This is a genomic window from Marinobacter lipolyticus, assembly GCF_018424605.1.
GTDB classification, from domain to species: domain Bacteria; phylum Pseudomonadota; class Gammaproteobacteria; order Pseudomonadales; family Oleiphilaceae; genus Marinobacter; species Marinobacter lipolyticus_B.
Genome location: NZ_QTKT01000003.1, coordinates 448,415 through 468,209, shown reverse-complemented (window position 1 = coordinate 468,209; position 19,795 = coordinate 448,415). Strand labels below are relative to the sequence as shown.

Genomic DNA, 19,795 nt, shown 5'->3' with positions numbered 1-19,795 from the left:
CGACAGAAAAGGTACCCCCACCCCGTGACCGACCGGGCTTCCGAGTGACGCTGTCGGATTACGGCTGCCGCCTAATCCGACCTACATTGTCCATCTCACCGTAGGTCGGATTAGCGAAGCGTAATCCGACACCCAGCTATCGGCCCATCACAACTGCAGAGACCGCACCTCCAGAAACTCCTCCAGCCCCCATTTGCCGAATTCGCGGCCGATGCCGGAGTGGCCGAAGCCGCCGAACGGCGCCATGGGGTTGAAGTCACCGCCGTTGACGAACACCTGGCCAGTGCGAAATTTGCTGGCAACCTTCTTCGCCTTTTCGGCGTCTGCTGACCACACCGCGCCGGACAGACCGTATTGGGTGCCATTGGCGATGCGGATGGCGTCGGCTTCGTCCTGGTAGGGAACCACACAAAGCACCGGGCCGAAGATTTCTTCCTGCTCAAGACGACTGCCCGGTTTGACGTTGCCGAACACGGTTGCCTTCACGAAATAGCCCTTGTCACAGCCTTCCGGGGCTTCCGGGCCGCCGGCGACCAGGGTGTGGCCTTCTTCAATGCCCAGTTTGATGTAATCGATCACCTTGTCGCGCTGCTGCGCCGAGGCCAGCGGCCCGAGGCGGGTGGTTTCCTCCAGCGGGTTGCCCGGGGTCATCTTGGCCACGGCGGCAGCCGCCAGCTCGCAGGCTTCGTCGTGCTTGTCCGCCGGTACCAGCATGCGGGTGAGCGCAGTGCAGGTCTGGCCGGAGTTGAGCAGGCAGTTGTTGATGGTGCCTTTGACCGCCGCCGCCAGGTCGGCGTCCGGCAGGATCACCGAGGCGGATTTGCCGCCCATCTCCAGCGCGATTCGCTTGAAATCGTCCGCGGCGGCGTGGGCGATCAGGTTGCCGGTGCGGGTGGAGCCGGTGAAGGACACCATGCGCACAGCCGGGTGCTTGATCAGGGTGTCGCCCACGGTCTGGCCTTCGCCGCACACCAGGTTGAACACCCCCTTGGGCAGGTCGGTGCCGTCGAGGATCTCCGCCAGGATGTAGGCGCTCTGGGGGGCAATTTCCGCAGGTTTCAGCACCACGGTACAACCGGCGGCGATGGCCGGCACGATTTTCAGGATCACCTGATGCAGCGGGTAGTTCCACGGCGTGATGCAGCCCACCACGCCCACCGGCGCGTACTGCACCTCGGAGTTGCCACACTGCTCGGTGAAGGGAAAGTCCGGCAGCATCTTCAGGTAGGTCTTGGTTACCGTCGCCGGCAGGCCCGCCTGGATGCCGGTAGCCAGTTTGATAGGCATGCCCACTTCCCGGCACACGGTTTCGGCGATCTCGCCAGCGCGCTCTTTCAGCCCGGCGTGCAGCTGCTCCAGAACCTTGATGCGCTGATCCAGCGTGCTTTCTGACCAGCTCTCGAAGGCCGCGTCGGCGGCGGCAATGGCCTGCTCCATTGCCTCTCGGTCGGAGGCGGGCACTTTGGCGATGACCTCACCGGTACCGGCTTCGTGCACGTCGATGGTGTCGCCGTTCCAGTCAACCCACTGGCCGTTGATGTAGTTTTTGCTCAGGTTGTTCATGTCGTCACTCCTTTGTCTGTCGGGTACCGTCAGTCGCCGTTTAATCAAACACAATCACGCCGCGGGCGTTCTTGCCAGCCAGCATGTCTTCGAACGCCTGCGGGGCGTCTTCGATGGCGTAGGTGCGGGTGACCAGTTCGTCGAGTTTGAGTTTGCCTGCCTTGTACAACCCCAGAATACGCGGGAAATCGTATTGTGGACGGGCGGACCCCAGCCAGCTGCCTTTGAGTACGCGCTCGTCCGCGGGCAGGGTCAGGGTGGTGATCGAGGTTTTGTCTTTCGGGTCGGAGACGCCCACCACGACAGCGGTGCCGCCGCGGCCCAGACATTTGTAGGCCTGCTCCACGACGGCGCCGGCCCCGACGCATTCGAAGGCGTAATCCACGCCGCCGGTGAGTTTCTTGACGGCTTTGGCGGCGTCGTCCACTTCACTGATGTTGACGGTGTGGGTGGCGCCAAAGTCCCGCGCCATTTGCAGTTTGCCCTCGTTGTTGTCCACCGCCACGATCATTTCCGACCCGGCGGTGACGCAGCCCTGAATGGCGTTCAGACCCACGCCGCCAATGCCGAACACGGCGGTGCGGGAACCCGGTTCCACCTTCGCGGTGTTGAACACGGCACCGACACCGGTCATCACCGCGCAGCCCACCAGGGCCGCGTTCTGCATGGGAACGGTATCGTCCACTTTGACGCAGTTGTCCACGTGCATGGTGGCGTATTCGGCCATCACGCCGCAGGCGCCGAACACGTTGAGGTCTTCGCCCTCCGCACCTTTGGTTCGGACGGTGCCATCGGGCAGGGTAAACATGGCTTTACGGGCATTCTCACAGAGTACCGGGCGCCCGCGCACGCACTGGCGGCATTTGCCGCACATGGAGATAAAGGAGCTGACCACGTGGTCGCCTTCCTTGAAGGCAGTGACACCCTCGCCCACTTCCACCACCACACCGGCGGCTTCGTGGCCGAGCACCAGCGGTGCCGGATAGGGAATCTTGCCGGTGGTGGCGGAGTGGTCGCTGTGGCAGACGCCGCAGGCGCCGATCTTGATGGTGATTTCGTCCCGTTTGGGGCCTTGTACGGTGATGGTCTCCACCTGAACGGGTTGGCCCCATTCGCGGCAGACGACTGCCTTTGCTTTTCTGTCCATTCTGTTTGGCTCCTTGGTGTTCTTGTTTGGGGACTAGGGGCTGGTCACGGGGTGGGGTACCTTTTCTTATGGGAAAAATAACTCGCTGCGCTCAGACATCTTTTTCCCGCCAGAAAAGGTACCCCACCCCGTGACCGGTCTGACAACTTCGAAACCTGTCGGATTAGCCGCAGGCGTAATCCGACAATAAACCTCCCTCAAAACTCTGAATCTTTCATGGCCAACGCTGTGGCGTCCACTGCCCCCAGCAACTCCGCCAGACTGATCACCTTCGGTAACTCATAGCGAGCGAAATAGCCACAGGCTTTCACCTTACCCTCGTAGAATTCCGCTGTCTGCTCACCTTGCCCGTTCAGACCGGCAATGGCCTTGATAGCCTGGCGCAACCACAGCCAACCGACGACGGTGTGGCCGAAGGCTTCCAGATACAGGGAAGCGTTGGCGAGGGCCTTTTCCACGTTGCCGCTGGCTTTTTCTGCGTTGATGGCCGCCGTCGCTTTCGTCATGGCTTGCACCGCCCGGTCCAGTTGGTCGGCGCAGGAGGCCAGTCGCTCATTGCGGCGGGCCTCGGCAATGGTGGCTTCGATACGGTCCATCAGTGCCCGGAAGAACTTGCCATCGGACATGGACACTTTGCGACCCAGCAAGTCGAGGCCCTGTATGCCATGGGTGCCTTCGTGGATCGGGTTGAGGCGGTTGTCGCGGTAGAACTGTTCCACCGGGTATTCCCGGGTGTAGCCATAGCCGCCGTGTACCTGAATGGCTAGGCTATTGGCTTCAAGACAGAACTGTGAGGGCCAGGATTTGATGATCGGGGTGAGCAGATCCAGCAGGCCCGCCGCCAGTTGGCGTTCGCTGTCGGTAGCTGCGTGCTTTTTCTCGTCCACCAGCATCGCCCCCTGCAGGCACAGGGCCAGGCCGCCTTCCACGTAAGCTTTCTGGGTCAGCAGCATGCGGCGGATGTCGGCGTGGCGAATCAGCGGCACCTGCGGAGAGTTCGGGTCTTTTTCGCCCACCGGTCGGCCCTGCCTGCGCTCACGGGCGTACTCCAGCGCGTGCTGGTAGCCGGTGTAGCCCAGCATCACCGAGCCCAGGCCAACGCCGATGCGGGCTTCGTTCATCATGTGGAACATGGCGGCCAGGCCGTTATTGGCCTCACCCACCAGATACCCCACGGCGCCGTCTTGCTCGCCAAAGTTGAGCATGGTGGAGGTGGTGCCGCGGTAGCCCATCTTGTGGATCAGGCCCGCCAGCGCCACGTCGTTGCGCTCACCCAGGCTGCCGTCCTCATTGACCAGCACCTTGGGCACGATAAACAGCGAGATGCCTTTCACCCCCGGCGGGGCATCCGGCAAGCGGGCGAGTACCATGTGGATGATGTTCTCGCTCAGCTCGTGGTCGCCGCCGGAAATGTAGATCTTGTTGCCGAACAGCCGGTAGCTGCCATCGTCCTGCGGTTCTGCGCGGGTGCGCAGGTCCCCCAGAGACGACCCGGCGTGGGGCTCGGTCAGGCACATGGTGCCGAAAAACCGCCCCGCCATCATCGGTTCGGCGTAGGTTTTCTGCTGCTGGTCATTGCCCTGGGCCATGATCAGGTTCGCCGCCGCAATGGTCAGCCCGGCGTACCCCTGAGTGCCCACATTCGCGCCCTTGAGCATGCCCACACACATCTGGGCCACGGCAGCGGGCAACTGCATGCCGCCACGCTCAAAATCCTGACCGGCGGCCATCAAGCCGGTGTCGCGCAACACGTCCAGAGCCTTTTTCACCTCCGGGCGCATCGTTACCCGACCGTTCTCGAACCGGGGTTCTTCTTCATCAACCAGGCGCGCGTGGAGGGCGAATTCTTCCGCCGCTACCTTCAGTGCCAGATCCAGCGCCGCCTGCAGGGTTTCACGGTTGTGCTCGGAGTAGCGCTCGTAGTTCAGTACCTGCTCAACTTCGTGCAACTCAAAGAGTTGGAACGCAAGGTCCTGAAGGTTGATGATTTTCTGTTGCATGGCCTCATTACTCTTGGCATGAAAGAACACGGTAGCCTGCTGGGGTGGAGTCTGGTCCTGAGGTGGGGGTGCCTTTTCTTATGGGAAAAGAACTCGCTTCGCTCAGACACCTTTGTCCCGTCAGAAAAGGCACCCCCACCCCATGACCGGCCTGACTGCGCCGTTAAATCTGAATTAAACTACTTCAAACAGGCCAGCCGCGCCTTGGCCGCCGCCGATGCACATAGTCACCACAACATACTTCGCCCCCCGGCGTTTGCCTTCAATCAGGGCATGTCCTGTCAGGCGTGAACCGGTCACACCGTAGGGGTGGCCCACGGCGATGGAGCCGCCGTTGACGTTCAGTTTTTCCATGGGTATACCCAGACGATCACGGCAGTAGACTACCTGGGATGCAAAGGCCTCGTTCAGCTCCCACAGGTCGATGTCATCCATCGTCAGACCAGTGCGCTCGAGCAGGCGTGGAATGGCGAACACCGGGCCGATGCCCATTTCATCCGGCTCGCAACCGGCGACCGCAAAGCCACGGAAAATACCCATGGGTTCGATGTTGTGCTTCTCGGCGTAGGTGCTGTTCATCACCGTACACACCGAAGCCCCGTCCGACAGCTGGGAGGCATTGCCCGCGGTCACGAACTGGTTGTCCCCGCGCACCGGATTCAGCCCCTGCAGGCCCTCTAGCGTGGTGTTCGGGCGGTTGCACTCGTCGCGGGTGAGGGTCACGTCTTTGTGGCTGACCTCACCGCTTTCCTTGTCTTTCACCATCATGGTGGCGTCAAACGGCACGATTTCATCGTCGAACTTGCCGGCTTCCTGGGCCGCCGCCGTGCGCTGCTGGGAGATCAGCGCGTACTCGTCCTGGGACTCACGACTGACGCCATAACGCTGAGCCACAATATCGGCGGTTTCAATCATCGCCAGGTACAGCTCCGGCTTGTTTTTCATCAGCCAGTCGTTGGTGGCGTGGAAGCTGTTGAGCTTGTCGTTCTGCACCAGGGAAATGGACTCGACACCCCCGGCTACCATCGCCGGCACCTTCTCAGACACCACCCGCTGGGCGGCAATGGCGATGGACTGAAGACCGGAACTGCAAAAGCGGTTGATCGACAGGCCAGCAGTCGTCACCGGCAAACCCGCGCGAATCGCCGCCAGGCGAGCGACGTTTTTGCCCTGAGCGCCCTCGTGGAAGGTGGCACCGAGAATCACGTCTTCGACGATGGCCGGATCGATCCCGGCCCGCTGCACGGCGTGCTGGATCACGTGACCGGCAAGGTCCACGGAGTGAGTGTTATTCAACGCGCCCCGGTAGGATTTACCCAGGCCGGTACGGGCAGTGGAAACAATAACGGCATCAGACATAACAGTGTCCTTCAAAATCGGTGTACAGGTAGGTCGGATCAGGCAAAGCCGTATTCCGACACCAGGGAGAGCGTTTCGACAGTATTGTCGGATTACGGCTTCGCCTAATCCGACCTACAGGACCGAAGGGATCAAACCTCCACAGTACGGTCGGTCACGGGGCTGGGTGTCTTTTCTGCCGGGAAAAAGATGTCTGAGCGCAGCGAGTTATTTTTCCCAGAAGAAAAGACACCCAGCCCCGGGACCAGCCCCAAGGCTCAGCAATCAGAGATCCCCGAACTGGCGCCCTTCAGCCACCAGCTTCTCCAGCAGCCCGGCCGGCTTCCACTGCTCACCCCCAACGGTGTCCTGGAAGTTCTTTACCGAAGCCAAGATGGTGTCCAGACCAACCTGGTCGGCCCAGAACATCGGCCCACCGCGGTACGCCGGGAAGCCATAGCCGTAGATCCAGGTAATGTCGATATCCAGTGCCCGGTCAGCGATGCCCTCTTCAAGAATCTTCGCGCCCTCATTGATCATCACGTACATACACCGCTCCAGAATCTCCTGATCGGTAATCTCCCGCGACGTAATACCCTGCTCGGCTCGGAACTCGGCGATGATCTGATCCACCTGCGGGTCGGGAATGGGCTTGCGGTTGCCCTCTTCGTACTTGTATACACCGGCCTGCGTCTTTTGCCCCAGACGCCCCTGCTCCGCCAGTTTGTCCATCCAGCTTGCAGGTACATCTTCACCTGCCTTACGGCGCTCCTTGCGGATGCTGTAACCGATATCGATGCCCGCCAGATCCGACATGGCAAACTGACCCATGGGGAAGCCCAGATCCGTCAGCACCTTGTCCACCTGCTGCGGGCTGGCGCCTTCATTGACCAGTGCCATGGCCTCGGCACCCCGCTTGTGCAGCATGCGGTTGCCGACAAAGCCGTAGCAGTTGCCGACCATCACACCCACCTTGCGGATCTTCTTCGCCAGCGCCATGGCGGTGGCCTTCACCTCGTCCGAGGTTTTCTCGCCGCGCACGATCTCCAGCAGCTTCATCACGTTGGCCGGGCTGAAGAAGTGCAGGCCGATCACATCCTGCGGGCGGCTGGTGGCCGCGGCAATGTCGTCAATGCTAAGGGTCGAGGTGTTGGACGCCAGAATCGCACCCGGCTTACAGGCCTTGTCCAGCTGGCCGAAGATGGTTTTCTTCAGATCCATGCTCTCGAACACCGCCTCGATCACCAGGTCAACATCGCTGAAATCGTCGTAGGTCAGGGTGCCGCTGATCAGGCTCATGCGCTCTTCCACCTGCGCCTGGGTGATACGGCCTTTCTTCGCCGTGTTCTCGTAGTTACGGCGGATCACCGCCAGGCCCTTGTCGAGGGCTTCCTGCTTGACCTCGGCGATGGTGACCGGAATCCCCGCATTGGCGAAGTTCATGGCAATGCCGCCGCCCATGGTACCGGCGCCGATCACGCCAACCTTGTTGATCTCGCGCACCGGAGTGTCCTTGGCCAGACCCTTGACCTTGGACACCTCACGCTCGGCGAAGAAGGAATGAATCAGCCCGCCCCGCTGGGGTGACTCCATGCACTCCATAAACAATTCACGCTCACGCTTCATGCCGTCGTCAAACGGCAGGTTGAAGGCGGCTTCCACCGCATCCACGCACTTGAAGGGCGAGAACAGGCCGCGGGCTTTTTTCTGCAGGCCGGCACGGAACTGGTCGAACACATCGCTGCCTTTGTCGGCGTCGATCTTGTCGGTCAGATCCCGCACACGGCGGACCGGCTTGTTGTCGTCGGCGACTTTCTGCGCGTATGCCAGACCAACTGCCTTAATGTCGCTGCCGTCTTCCACCGCATCCACAATGCCCAATCCGAGGGCGTCTTTGGCGGATACGAAATCACCGGTGGTGATCATTTCCAGCGCTTTCTGGGCACCGGTCAGGCGCGGCAGACGCTGGGTACCACCTGCGCCGGGCAAGAGCCCCAGCTTGACTTCCGGCAGACCAACCTTGGCGCTGCTCAGGGCCACCCGGTAATGGCAGCCCAGCGCGGTCTCCAGTCCGCCACCCAGTGCGGTGCCGTGGATGGCCGCCACAATGGGTTTGTCGCTGTTCTCGTACTGGTCAATCACCGCGGCCAGCCCCGGCTCCTGCATGGGTTTGCCGAATTCGCGAATATCGGCACCGGCAATAAAGGTGCGACCTTCGCACACCAGCAGCAGCACCTTGGCGTCCGCGTCTTTTTGGCCCTGCTCCAGCGCCGCCACCAGGCCGGAACGTACCCCGTGGCTGAGGGCATTCACCGGTGGGTAGTTCACGGTGATCACGCCAATGGAGCCTTCCCGGTTGTAAGTTACGACCTCAGACATAATTCTTCCTCGCCTTATATGGAATGTAGTTTTAACAAGCGAAACATAGGAACGATTTAATAGAAGTTTTTGGCAGGTTTCAACCATCAATTAAAGTGCAGGCACAAAAAAACCCCAAGACGAATCTTGAGGTTTTTGTCTGTTCAGCTCGGGGGAGGTCCGGGTGGGGATCGCCCTCCGAAACACGCTGTGAATACGTCCCTGTACGCTCGGCTCCGCCATCCATGGCTCCGCACGGTTCCGGAGGGCGATCCCCACCCGGCCCCAGGCATGCTCAGATAGACGATAGGCTTACACGCCGAGCGACTCTATATCGCTGGCCAGCATTGCCAACTGGTGAGCAATGGACTCACGCAGCTTTTCAGCCGGCACCAGATAGGAGGGTGCCGCGCAGGTCAGTGCCATGATGGTGCCGTCCTGCAGATGAATGGGCACGCCCGCGGAGTTGATGTTGCGGTCCCACTCGCCGATGGACAGGCAGAAGCCGTACTGTTTGTAGTCTTCCATGGCGCGCTCAAGCCCGGCCTGCTTCTCGGGCCAGGCGTCGCCATACTTCGCTTCCATGGCGTCATCGATCACCTTGCGGCCCTTATCAGAGATTGCGCAGTAATAGGCACGGCCCGCAGAGGTGGTGGACATGGGCAGTTTCAGGCCAATGTCCATACGCAGCAGGGAAGCTTCCGGCGGCAGCCGGTTCTCCACGTAGATCATGTGCAGGCGGTCGCGGCAGGTCAGGCCAACGGACATGTTGGTCTGGCGGGCGAACTCGTCCATGTAGGGCTTGGCCAGCTGGCGCACCTTGAGATTGGACACGTAGGCGTAACCCAGTGCCAGCACACCCGAGCTGAGCTGGTACTTCTCCAGCTGCGGGTTGTAACTGAGGTAACCCAGCTTGGTGAGGGTGTAGGTCATGCGCGACACGGTGGGCTTCGGCAGGCCGGTCAGGCGGGCAATGTCCTGGTTGCCCAGAATCACCGAGCCCTGACTGAAGGCGCGCAGCACGTCGAGACCGCGGGACAGCGCTTCGACAAACTTGCGGTCTTTCTCCGGCTTGACCGGCTCACCGTCGCCGGACGCGGCCAACAGTTCCGGGGAAGGGATTTGTGCTTTTGACATCGTGGGGCATCCTCCAACAGCATTGCCTGATCCGCTAAGCCCGCAGTGCCGGGAACCTGGCCAGATATAAGAAAAGTTGCGCTATTTTAATAGCTGCAGATATCAAGTACCACACAGTGTACTGAAAAGAGTCAAAACTCATGCCAAACCTGGAACACTCTTCCTTTATGTTTCACGACTGAGCCGGTTTTGCGATACTCATACCCGGGTTTACGAACCATATTCGGTATATTATTCTGCAAAGCGAAACATTATAGAGAATTTTTATCCACCTGACGATCCCGGGAGATTGCATGAAGATCCTGTTTGTAGCCGGAGACCCCAAACCCGAGCGCTGGACGGTGCCCATCCGGGAGCTGCTGCCGGAAGCGGAGGTTCACGTGTGGGACGCCAACGGCCCGGCGGTGGACGCCGACTATGCAATTGTCTGGCAGCCGCCGGCGGCGCTGTTCGAGCGCGAAACCCGGCTGAAAGCGGTGTTCAATCTCGGCGCCGGGATCGACGGCTTGCTGGCGGTGCCCAATCTGCCCCCGCACCTGCCGGTGGTGCGCCTGGAAGATGCGGGCATGTCGGTGCAGATGGCGGAATACGTGCTGCACCAGCTGCTGGAAGCCAGCCGCGGCATGGAAACCTACCGCGAGCAGCAACGGCAAAACGTCTGGAAAATTCATCGCCCCATCAAGCGCAGCGAATGGCCGGTGGGGGTTCTGGGCCTTGGCCACATTGGCAAACGGGTGGCTCGCACCCTCGCCGATCTGGATTATCGCGTGAATGGCTGGGCCCGCAGTGAGCACAGTCTGGACCAGGTGACCACTTATGCCGGCACCGATTCCCTGCACGGCTTTCTGGGTGCCACGCGGGTTTTGGTCAACACCCTGCCGCTGACCGCTGAAACCCGCGACATTCTGGACTACCGGCTGTTCAGCCAGCTGATGCCCGGCGCTGTGGTGATTAACGTGGGCCGTGGCGAGCACCTGGTGGAAGAGGACTTGCTGCGGGCCATCGATGAGGGCCAGGTGGCACGGGCGTCCCTGGATGTGTTCCGCCAGGAGCCCTTACCCGCCGACCACCCGTTCTGGCAGCGCCCGGAGATCGCCATTACCCCGCACATTTCCGCACGCACCCTGCGGGATGCCACGCTGGCGCAGATCACCGCAAAGATCCGTGCCCATCATAATGGTGAACCCATCACCGGCATCGTGGATACCGCGCGCGGCTACTGACAGCCCAATCATCGCCGGCCCCGGGTTCACCCGATGGCCGGCGGCAGCACGAACAGCCCCCACAGCAACAGCAGTAACAACGGCACCGACAACAGCACGAACAAGCCGTTCCAGCCAAACGCCACCACCCAGCGCGACACCTTCCCGAACCGCGACAGCAGCATCACCGCCGGCCCGAACGGCGACAGCATCATCGCCAGGGAGAAGCCGATCACCAGCGCCACGGCAATCGGCAGCGGGTTCACGCCTTCGGCCACCAGTTGGGGCATCAGCCCCGCCTGCACACTCAGTACGGTGATGGGAATAATGCCAACGGCCGAAAGCATGGGCATCATCAGCAGACCGCAAGCCGCCAGCAGAAACACCCCCAGCTCTCCCGAGGCCAGCCCCGCCAGGGCATCGGCCGGGATCACCGCCACCAGCGCCACCCCGAGAGCGGCGGAACCCGCGAAGATCGACATTTCATTGCGCATTCCCAGCAGGTTGTCCACCGCCTCCCCCGCGGCGCCGGCCACCGAGCGGTCGTGCCACCCCATATAAAGGAAGGTCACCACCGGCACGGTCAGCATCGCCGCCACCGACACCCTCAGGTCGGCAAACTGCACCAGTAATCCCATCGCCATGAAAATAACCCCCACCAGCAGCGCCAGCCGGCCACTGCCCGCCGGCCAGTGTTCCAGCAACTGCCGTTCGGTACTGACCAGCCGGAAGCGCTTGTGCTCCAGAAACCAGCCCACCATTACCAGCACCACCGCACTGGCGATGCCGTAGGGCAACAGCCCCGACCAGCTCAGTGCCGGCACTTCGCGGGTGATGATGGCCACGGCCACGCTGGTGGGTGCCACCAGCGGTACCAGCGCAAAACCCCGCAAGGTACTGATCAGCACACTGCGCAGCCAGCGCAGCCGTGACTCGCCGGTGATGCCCCGCTCCCGCAGGGTGTCCGCCAGCGTGCCGCAGAGCAGGTTCATAACGCCGAAACTGAGTACCGAGGCAATGCCGCAGCTGACCACCGCGTACTTGGGATACAGCAGGGCAGGCCGGCCGCCCAGCAGTACATCGTGGATGCGCTGCAGCACTTCCAGCCGCCGCACCAGGCACTGCATCATGCCCAGGCTGCCCAGAAAACTGGCGTAGAACGCCGCGTTCGACGCCGCGCGCTCCAGGCCGTCCATTGCCAGCTCCCCCGCCAGCGCGAGATAACCAACCAGCAGTACGGAAACCAGAAACAGATAGCGGGCATAGGCCTGCAGCCGGCCCAGAATGGCCAGGAAATACAGCAGGAACAGCACGCCGGAGGCCGCGCTCAGCCCTGGGCTGTCAATACACAGCGCCACCAGCTCCATAAGGACGGCAACAGGCACCAGAAAACGGCTCATAAACGATTCACGACCCTCGATGATGGTATCGGTTGCATTTCACACAGACCCGGATTAGTCTTTCACTCTCAATATACAAAACTTAATTCCGCTATACGAAACTATATCAACATTAATGCCAAGACAAGTGCGGGAACTTTCTTCGTTATAAGGGGAGGACCACAATAGAGCTTGTCTGCTGATGAAACGGGAGCTGCCATGAGCGCATACATTTACGACGGGTTGAGAACCCCCTTCGGTCGACACGCCGGGGCACTGGCGAAAGTGCGTCCGGATGACCTGCTGGCCGGCGTGATCCGGGCCCTGGTGGAGCGCAATGCCTTTGCCCCCGACCTCTACGAGGATGTAATTGCCGGCTGCACCAACCAGGCCGGTGAAGACGCCCGCAACCTCGCCCGTCACGCCGGGCTGATGGCGGGCCTGCCGGTTGAGACCGGCGGCCTCACCGTCAACCGGCTGTGTGGCTCCGGCCTGGCGGCGATCATTGATGCCGCACGGGCCATCCGTTGCGACGAGGGCGAGCTGTTTGTCGCCGGCGGGGCCGAGAGCATGAGCCGTGCACCGTTCGTGATGGCCAAGAGCGAAAGCCCGTTCAGCCGCGATTTCCGCGCCTTCGACAGCACCATCGGCGCGCGCTTCCCCAATCCGCGCATTGAAAGTGCCTTCGGCGCAGACACCATGCCCGAAACCGCCGACAACATTGCGCGGGAGCTGAACCTGAGCCGCGATGCGGTGGACGCCTTCGCTGCCCAGAGCCAGGCCCGCTACGACGCCGCCCTGAAAGACGGCTTCTATGAAGACGAAATTCTCGCCATTGACGTCCCCCAGGGCCGCAAGAAGCCGCCGCTCAGCGTCAGTGCCGATGAGCACCCGCGTCCCCAGTCCACCGTGGAAGCCCTGGCCGGCCTGCGCCCGTTATTCGAGGGCGGCGTGGTGACCGCCGGCAATGCGTCCGGCATCAACGACGGGGCGGCCGCGCTGATCATTGGCTCCCGCGCGGCCGGCGAAAAGGCCGGCATCCGCCCCCGCGCCCGCATCGTATCCGCGGCCATTGCCGGGGTGGCACCGCGGGTGATGGGCTACGGCCCGGTACCGGCCAGCGAGAAAGCCCTCGCCCGCGCGGGCCTGAGCCTCAACGATATGGATGTGATCGAGATCAACGAGGCGTTTGCCGCCCAGGTGCTCGGCTGCACCACCAAACTGGGCATTGACCCCACCGATTCCCGACTGAACCCCAACGGCGGCGCCATTGCCGTTGGCCACCCGCTGGGAGCCTCCGGCGCACGAATCGCACTGACCGCCACACGCCAGCTTGAGCGCAGCGGCGGGCGTTACGCATTGATCAGCATGTGCATTGGCGTGGGCCAGGGCATCGCCGCTGTGATTGAACGGTTTACCGACTGAAAAGCATCCGATTGAACGAGCAACCGAGTAATTATTCTGAGGAGACACACCATGGCTTCCACACCCTGGGATGACCTGCTGCAATTTGACAAGCAACTGGATGAAACCGAGCGTCAGGTACGGGACAGCATCCGTTCCTTCTGTGACCAGCGTCTGATGCCCGGCATTACCGAAGCAAACCGACATGAAAAGTTTGATCGCTCGATCTTCACCGAGATGGGTGAGCTGGGCATGCTCGGCGCCACACTGCCGGAAGAATACGGCGGCCCGGGCCTCAACCACGTGTGCTACGGGCTGATTGCCCGGGAAGTGGAGCGGGTGGATTCCGCCTACCGCTCGGCACTGAGCGTCCAGTCCTCACTGGTGATTCATCCGATTCACGCCTTCGGCCAGGAAGCCCTGAAAAAGCGCATCCTGCCGAAACTGGCGTCTGGCGAACTGGTCGGCTGCTTCGGCCTGACCGAACCCAACCACGGCTCGGACCCGGGCAACATGGAAACCCGCGCCAAGAAAGTCGACGGCGGCTATCTGCTCAGTGGCTCCAAGACCTGGATCACCAACTCTCCGATTGCTGACATCTGCGTGGTCTGGGCCAAGCTCGATGGCAAGATCACCGGTTTCGTCATCGAACGGGAAGGTGCCAAGGGGCTGGACACCCCGAAGATTGAGGGGAAATTCTCGCTGCGGGCCTCCGAGACCGGCTCAATCTTTATGGACGAGGTCTTCGTACCGGATGGCAACAAGCTGGACGTTGAAGGGCTGAAAGGCCCCTTCAGTTGCCTGAACAAGGCGCGCTTCGGCATCAGCTGGGGCTCCCTGGGCGCCGCCGAGTTCTGCTGGCACGCGGCGCGCAACTACACCCTCGAGCGCAAGCAGTTCGGCAAGCCGCTGGCGGCTAACCAGCTGATCCAGAAAAAGCTGGCAGACATGCAGACCGAGATCACTCTCGGCCTGCAGGGTGCCTTGCAGCTGGGGCGGATGATGGACACCGGCGACTACTCGACCGACGCCATCTCCCTGATGAAGCGCAACAACTGCGGCAAAGCCCTGGACATTGCCCGGGTCGCCCGCGACATGCACGGCGGTAACGGTATCGCTGATGAATACCACGTGATTCGCCACGTGATGAATCTGGAAGCGGTGAATACCTACGAAGGCACCCACGATGTTCACGCCCTGATTCTGGGCCGTGGCCAGACGGGATTGCAGGCGTTCAGCTGAGTCCACTGACGGACGGAAAAGCAGAGCTGCGGCTCTGCTTTTTTTATGCCCAAACAAAAGCCCCGGAGCAGGTGAACGCTCCGGGGCTGGATACAGGCTATGGCTTTGCGATCAGAAACTCAGCTTTGCTGACGCCATCACCTGCTCGTACTGGTAGCGGCTGCCGGTGCCGATCTCGCTGAAATCCCAGTAGGCGTATTCGAGCCCCAGGGTCAGTTTCGGGCTGGCCGACCACAGCAGGTTGGCGTGTACCGAGGTGGCCGAATCGAAATAGCTCAGGGTGCCGTTGCCGCTGGGCGCCGCGGGTGCCTCCAGATCGCTGGTGATCTCGGTGTGTGACACGGTCAGGTTGCTGCGCCAGTTCGGGCTCCAGAAATGGCGGTAGGCTGCCGTGGCGCCAAAGGTATCGATGGGCTCAACGTCGCCACCGGCCTGGGCCACCAGGTCGGTATCCGGATAGGTGAACAGGCCCACGTAGCGGCCCAGCGCGCCGTAGCTGTACTGCAGGCGCAGGTCGTCACGACCCACCGTGGAAATGCGTGCACTGACCGACACCGCGCCGGCCACCTTGGTTTCATCGGCGGCGTCATCTTCGAGATTACGCACCAGGCCGGCAATGGAGTAGATGCCAAAGTCGTTGCGCATCTGGTAACGGGCCACCAGATCCGGGTAGGACTGGTCGTCTTAGGAGTTGGAGCCAAATCCGTCTTCCGGATTCTCCAGCGCCACCATCAACTTGCCACCGGGCACCGCCGCGTTGTAGCGGACCATCGGCTGGCGCAGGTAGATGAAGGCCGCCTGCTTACCCTGATCGAGAATTTCCGGCAACGCCGCCAACTCGGTAAAGGTGGTGTGGGTCTGGCCGAAATCCCAGCCATTCCAGGAACCATACGCCTGACGCAGGCGCGGCGCATAGCTGTTGGAGACGACTTCGTTGCCGTCAGCATTCGCGCCCTGGTTAAAGTCGACTTCCACATAGGTGGTCAGGTCGTGGCCAGCCACGTCCAGCGTGCGGGTGCCGAGACTGATGCGGCTCTCGCGGGCACTGAACCCGGTTTTCCAGTCACTCTCGCCGTTTTTGGCGGCGCTCGCCAGCGACCGGGGCAGGCCGATGGAATAGGCGTTGGCCCAGCCATTGCCATTGGACCCCGCCAGTACGTCGGCCTTGATGAAGCCGCCAATGGTGATCGTGGTGTCGCCGATACGGATACCCGATCCATCACGAGTCAGATATTCGTTGTCGGTGGCGGGCTCCGGCGCCGTGCCGGTTTCCTGGGCCGCCTGCTGGGCTTCCAGTTTCTGGATGCGATCCCGCAGCTCCTGCAGTTCATCACTCTGTGCCGATGCTGTGGCGGAGCCCAGGGCAATCAGCGGGAGGCTGGCAACAGCGACGGCCCGCGCCAGCGGGCGTGGGCGAATGGATGTTGTTCTTGTCATGTCAGACCTCTTGAAAGGCGTTGGTTGAATGTCTCGTTGTTATGCGAACGCCGGTCACGGGCATGGCAAGTGGTGAGTAAAAGCACAACTCGCACACTTATTTCACTCTGCGGTATTTATGTGGATTCCAATTCCACTTAGCAGTACCCATTTCCGAGTTAACGAATATAGACGAGCGAAAATCAATCAACAAGACTTTGAAACCAAATTTTGATGAAAGTCGTAGTTACTGTGTGTTTTCTTGTTTCACTATCGTTGACAGAGCGGCAAGCTTTAAAAGATCATTGAGTAATTCTGCTATGCGGTATATATTTTCGCTGTAATGCATTGACGAGGTCTATTCGATGAACATGAACTACACGGCCGAGGAACTTGCCTTCCGCGACGAGGTAAGAGCATTCCTGGATGAGAAGCTGCCGGCGGACATCGCCGCCAAGGTGAAAGGATTCCGCCGCCTGTCCAAAGAGGACCACCTACGGTGGCAGCAGATCCTGTGCAAACAGGGGTGGTACGCCACCCACTGGCCGGAAGAGTACGGCGGTGTGAAATGGACCCCGGTGCAGAAGCACATCTGGGACGAAGAATCCTGCCGTTACGGCGTGCCCCGCTCCATCCCGTTCGGGGTGAACATGGTGGCGCCGGTGATCATCAAGTTCGGCAACGACGCCCAGAAGCAGCACTATCTGCCGCGCATCCTCAGTGGCGAGGACTGGTGGTGCCAGGGCTATTCCGAGCCCGGCGCAGGCTCCGATCTGGCGTCCCTGAAGACTCGTGCCGTGCGCGACGGCGACCACTACATCGTCAACGGCCAGAAAACCTGGACCACCCTCGGCCAGCACGCCAACATGATTTTCTGCCTGGTGCGCACCAACACCGAGGTCAAGAACCAGGAGGGCATTTCCTTCCTGCTGATCGACATGAACACCCCGGGCATCACCGTGCGCCCGATCATCACCCTGGATGGCGAACACGAAGTCAACGAAGTGTTCTTTGAAGACGTCAAAGTCCCGGTGGAAAACCTGGTCGGTGAAGAGGACAAAGGCTGGACCTACGCCAAGTTCCTGCTCACTTACGAGCGTACCGGACTGGCAGGCATCGGCATGTCCAAGGCGGCGCTGTCTCACCTCAAACAACTGGCCAGCCGCCGCATGAAGAACGGCAAGCCGCTGATCGAGGACCCGTCCTTCAGCCAGCGCATTGCCAAGGTAGAAATCGATCTGACCGCCGCCGCCATCAGTAACCTGCGCATCATCGCCTCGGTGGAAGGCGGCGGTGTTCCGGGCGCGGAAAGCTCCATGCTGAAAGTGAAAGGCACCGAGATTCGTCAGGCCATCAACGATCTGGCGCGCCGCGCCATCGGCCCCTATGCCCTGCCGTTCGTGGAGGAAGAGCTGGATCTGGCTTACGACGGCGAGTTCCTGTCGGACGAGAACGCCGCGCCGCTCTCCGCCCAGTACTTCAACAACCGCAAGCTGTCGATTTTCGGCGGGTCCAACGAGATCCAGAAGAACATCGTGTCGAAAATGATTCTCGGGCTTTAAGGAGGCGACCATGGATTTCCGACTCAACGAAGAGCAGCAGATGCTGCAGGACACCGTGGCGCGCCTGGTGCGCGGTGAATACAGTTTTGAGAAGCGCCTGGAGTTCAGCGAGACCGAACTGGGGTTCAGCGCCGATTTCTGGCGCCAGCTCAGTGAGTTGGGCCTGACCGCCGTGCCCTTTTCCGAGGAGCTGGGTGGCTTTGGCGGGGGCGGCGTGGAAGTGCAGTCAGTAATGGCTGAGCTCGGCCGTGGCCTGTGCCTGGAGCCGTATATGCAGTCCGTCATTCTCGGTGGCGGCCTGATCGGTCAGGCCGGTAACGACCGCCAGAAAGAAAACTGGCTGGCCGGCATCGCCAGCGGCGAACTCAAGGCCGCGGTAGGCCTCCAGGAGCCCCAGAGCTATTACGATCTGAACAACGTGGAGACCCGCGCCGAGAAAAACGGCGAAGGTTACCTACTCAATGGCCGCAAGGCCGTGGTCATCGGTGGCCACTGCGCCGACCTGATCATTGTATCGGCCCGCACCTCGGGTAACAGCGATAGCGCCGACGGCATCAGTTTGTTTGCCTTCAGCCCGGACACCGACGGCGTGGAACGTCGTACCTACCCCACCATTGATGGTGCCAAGGGCTGCGACATTACTTTGACTAACGTTCAGGTGGGCGCAGACGCCCTCCTCGGCGACGAAGGCCAGGCCGGCAGCGTGATCGAATACCAGGCCGGCCGCGCCATCGCTGCCCTGTGTGCCGAAGCCGTCGGTGTCATGGAAATGGCCAATGAACTGACCCTGGACTACCTCAAGCAGCGCAAGCAGTTCGGGGTGCCCATTGGCAAGTTCCAGGTGCTCCAGCACCGCATGGTGGACATGATGTCGGAGCTGGAACAGGCCCGCTCCATGGCTATCCTGGCGGCCAGCGTGGCCGACAGCGAGCAGAGCGATGAGCGCCGCCGGGTGCTGGCCGCCGCCAAGAATGTGATCGGCCGCGCCGGTCAGTTCATCTCCGAGGCCGGCATTCAGTCCCACGGCGGCATTGGCATGACCTGGGAATACAACTTCGCCCACTACGCCAAGCGGCTGATCGCCATCAACCATCAGCTGGGTGACGACGATTTCCATCTGGAACGTTACGCCGCCCTGCTGCAGGCCAGTTAACAGGCTTTTGGACTTGTGAGCCTGAGACCCCACTCTCCAGTCGGTGGTCTTTTTGCGGGGGTGGCGTTTGCCACCCCCTTTTTTATGCATAACCGTTTCATTCACCGGGTTGAGGACTATCACCATGACAACAACAAGCGATCCGTCAACACCAGAGGCGCTGGCAAAAGCCGAATGGCAGGTACGCACCGAGCTGGCCGCGGCCTACCGTCTGGTGGCGCTGTTCGGCTGGGACGATCTGGTGTTCACTCATCTGTCGGCGCGAGTCCCGGGGCCGGAGCATCATTTCCTGATCAACCCCTACGGGCTGTTGTTCCATGAGATCACCGCGTCGTCGCTGGTAAAAGTGGATAAGGAAGGCCAGGTGGTGCAATCCGGCGGCGTCAGCCGGGTGAATCCCGCCGGCTTCACCATTCACAGCGCCGTGCATATGGGCCGGGAGGACGCCGGCGCGGTGATGCATCTGCACGCCCCCGACGGCGTGGCGGTGTCGGCACACCGGGACGGGCTGTTGCCACTGAGCCAGACCGCGATGCTGTGTCTGAATCACCTGAGCTACCACGATTACGAGGGTGTGGCGCTGAATCTCGATGAGCGGGAACGGCTGATCCGGGACCTGGGCGACAAATCGATGATGCTGCTGCGCAACCACGGTGTGCTGACGGCAGGAAAAGACGTGCCAGAGACCTTCACCTATCTGTACTTTCTGATGAAGGCCTGCGAAATTCAGGTCAAGGCCCAGAGCTGTGGGCCGACGCATAGGCCGTCTGAGCAGGCCATTCAGACCACGGCGGACCAGTCCCAGTCGCTGGGGCGAGCTTCGGCACTGACCTGGCCGGCTCTGGTCCGGCTGCTGGACAGCAAAAATCCCGGGTACGCAGTCTAGACTCAAAC

15 protein-coding genes are annotated in these 19,795 nt (G+C 61.3%); 6 read left to right on the top strand and 9 right to left on the bottom strand.

Annotation, left to right across the window (positions count from 1 at the left end):
* Nucleotides 1–147: 147 nt before the first annotated feature.
* From DYI22_RS06805 to DYI22_RS06780, 6 genes are all read right to left on the bottom strand, one after another.
* On the bottom strand, nucleotides 148–1,563 hold the full coding sequence (locus tag DYI22_RS06805) for an aldehyde dehydrogenase family protein (RefSeq protein ID WP_213477279.1): 1,416 nt from the start codon (nucleotides 1,561–1,563) through the stop codon (nucleotides 148–150).
* A gap of 40 nt (nucleotides 1,564–1,603) precedes the next feature.
* Nucleotides 1,604–2,710, bottom strand: a complete 1,107-nt coding sequence (locus DYI22_RS06800; RefSeq protein ID WP_213477278.1) for a zinc-binding dehydrogenase — start codon at nucleotides 2,708–2,710, stop codon at nucleotides 1,604–1,606.
* Between the two features lie 197 nt (nucleotides 2,711–2,907).
* Nucleotides 2,908–4,710 (bottom strand): acyl-CoA dehydrogenase, encoded by a 1,803-nt coding sequence (locus tag DYI22_RS06795; protein ID WP_213477277.1) that lies wholly within the window; start codon nucleotides 4,708–4,710, stop codon nucleotides 2,908–2,910.
* A gap of 174 nt (nucleotides 4,711–4,884) precedes the next feature.
* Nucleotides 4,885–6,069 (bottom strand): acetyl-CoA C-acyltransferase, encoded by a 1,185-nt coding sequence (locus tag DYI22_RS06790; protein ID WP_213477276.1) that lies wholly within the window; start codon nucleotides 6,067–6,069, stop codon nucleotides 4,885–4,887.
* A 264-nt stretch (nucleotides 6,070–6,333) separates the two neighbouring features.
* On the bottom strand, nucleotides 6,334–8,427 hold the full coding sequence (locus DYI22_RS06785) for a 3-hydroxyacyl-CoA dehydrogenase NAD-binding domain-containing protein (RefSeq protein WP_213477275.1): 2,094 nt from the start codon (nucleotides 8,425–8,427) through the stop codon (nucleotides 6,334–6,336).
* Nucleotides 8,428–8,718: 291 nt separating this feature from the next.
* A complete protein-coding gene (locus tag DYI22_RS06780; RefSeq protein WP_213477274.1) occupies nucleotides 8,719–9,543 on the bottom strand; it encodes an IclR family transcriptional regulator in 825 nt (274 codons plus the stop codon).
* Nucleotides 9,544–9,836: 293 nt separating this feature from the next.
* On the opposite strand from DYI22_RS06780, the gene DYI22_RS06775 reads away from it, so the two are divergent.
* Nucleotides 9,837–10,766, top strand: a complete 930-nt coding sequence (locus DYI22_RS06775) for a 2-hydroxyacid dehydrogenase (RefSeq protein WP_213477273.1) — start codon at nucleotides 9,837–9,839, stop codon at nucleotides 10,764–10,766.
* 26 nt (nucleotides 10,767–10,792) lie between these two features.
* Here DYI22_RS06775 and DYI22_RS06770 read toward each other — a convergent pair whose 3' ends face one another.
* Nucleotides 10,793–12,145, bottom strand: coding sequence for a hypothetical protein (locus DYI22_RS06770; RefSeq protein ID WP_213477272.1), 1,353 nt, complete (start codon nucleotides 12,143–12,145; stop codon nucleotides 10,793–10,795).
* A 198-nt stretch (nucleotides 12,146–12,343) separates the two neighbouring features.
* Between DYI22_RS06770 and DYI22_RS06765 the strand changes: the two genes are divergently transcribed.
* The gene (locus DYI22_RS06765) at nucleotides 12,344–13,549 is read left to right on the top strand and encodes a 3-oxoadipyl-CoA thiolase (protein ID WP_213477271.1); all 1,206 of its coding nucleotides are present in this window, start codon (nucleotides 12,344–12,346) and stop codon (nucleotides 13,547–13,549) included.
* 51 nt (nucleotides 13,550–13,600) lie between these two features.
* Complete coding sequence (locus tag DYI22_RS06760; RefSeq protein WP_213477270.1) at nucleotides 13,601–14,770, top strand: acyl-CoA dehydrogenase; 1,170 nt, start codon at nucleotides 13,601–13,603, stop codon at nucleotides 14,768–14,770.
* Between the two features lie 111 nt (nucleotides 14,771–14,881).
* Here DYI22_RS06760 and DYI22_RS17455 read toward each other — a convergent pair whose 3' ends face one another.
* Both DYI22_RS17455 and DYI22_RS17450 read right to left on the bottom strand, forming a co-directional pair.
* Nucleotides 14,882–15,430 carry a hypothetical protein gene (locus tag DYI22_RS17455; RefSeq protein ID WP_228300842.1) on the bottom strand — a complete coding sequence of 183 codons (549 nt, stop codon included), beginning with the start codon at nucleotides 15,428–15,430 and terminating at the stop codon, nucleotides 14,882–14,884.
* A 24-nt stretch (nucleotides 15,431–15,454) separates the two neighbouring features.
* A complete protein-coding gene (locus DYI22_RS17450) occupies nucleotides 15,455–16,207 on the bottom strand; it encodes a hypothetical protein (protein WP_228300841.1) in 753 nt (250 codons plus the stop codon).
* 344 nt (nucleotides 16,208–16,551) lie between these two features.
* On the opposite strand from DYI22_RS17450, the gene DYI22_RS06750 reads away from it, so the two are divergent.
* From DYI22_RS06750 to DYI22_RS06740, 3 genes are all read left to right on the top strand, one after another.
* Nucleotides 16,552–17,748: an acyl-CoA dehydrogenase family protein gene (locus DYI22_RS06750; RefSeq protein ID WP_213477269.1), complete on the top strand. Its 1,197-nt coding sequence runs from the start codon at nucleotides 16,552–16,554 to the stop codon at nucleotides 17,746–17,748.
* 10 nt (nucleotides 17,749–17,758) lie between these two features.
* Nucleotides 17,759–18,901, top strand: a complete 1,143-nt coding sequence (locus tag DYI22_RS06745) for an acyl-CoA dehydrogenase family protein (RefSeq protein WP_213477268.1) — start codon at nucleotides 17,759–17,761, stop codon at nucleotides 18,899–18,901.
* A 124-nt stretch (nucleotides 18,902–19,025) separates the two neighbouring features.
* Nucleotides 19,026–19,787, top strand: coding sequence for a class II aldolase/adducin family protein (locus DYI22_RS06740; protein ID WP_213477267.1), 762 nt, complete (start codon nucleotides 19,026–19,028; stop codon nucleotides 19,785–19,787).
* Nucleotides 19,788–19,795 lie beyond the last annotated feature (8 nt).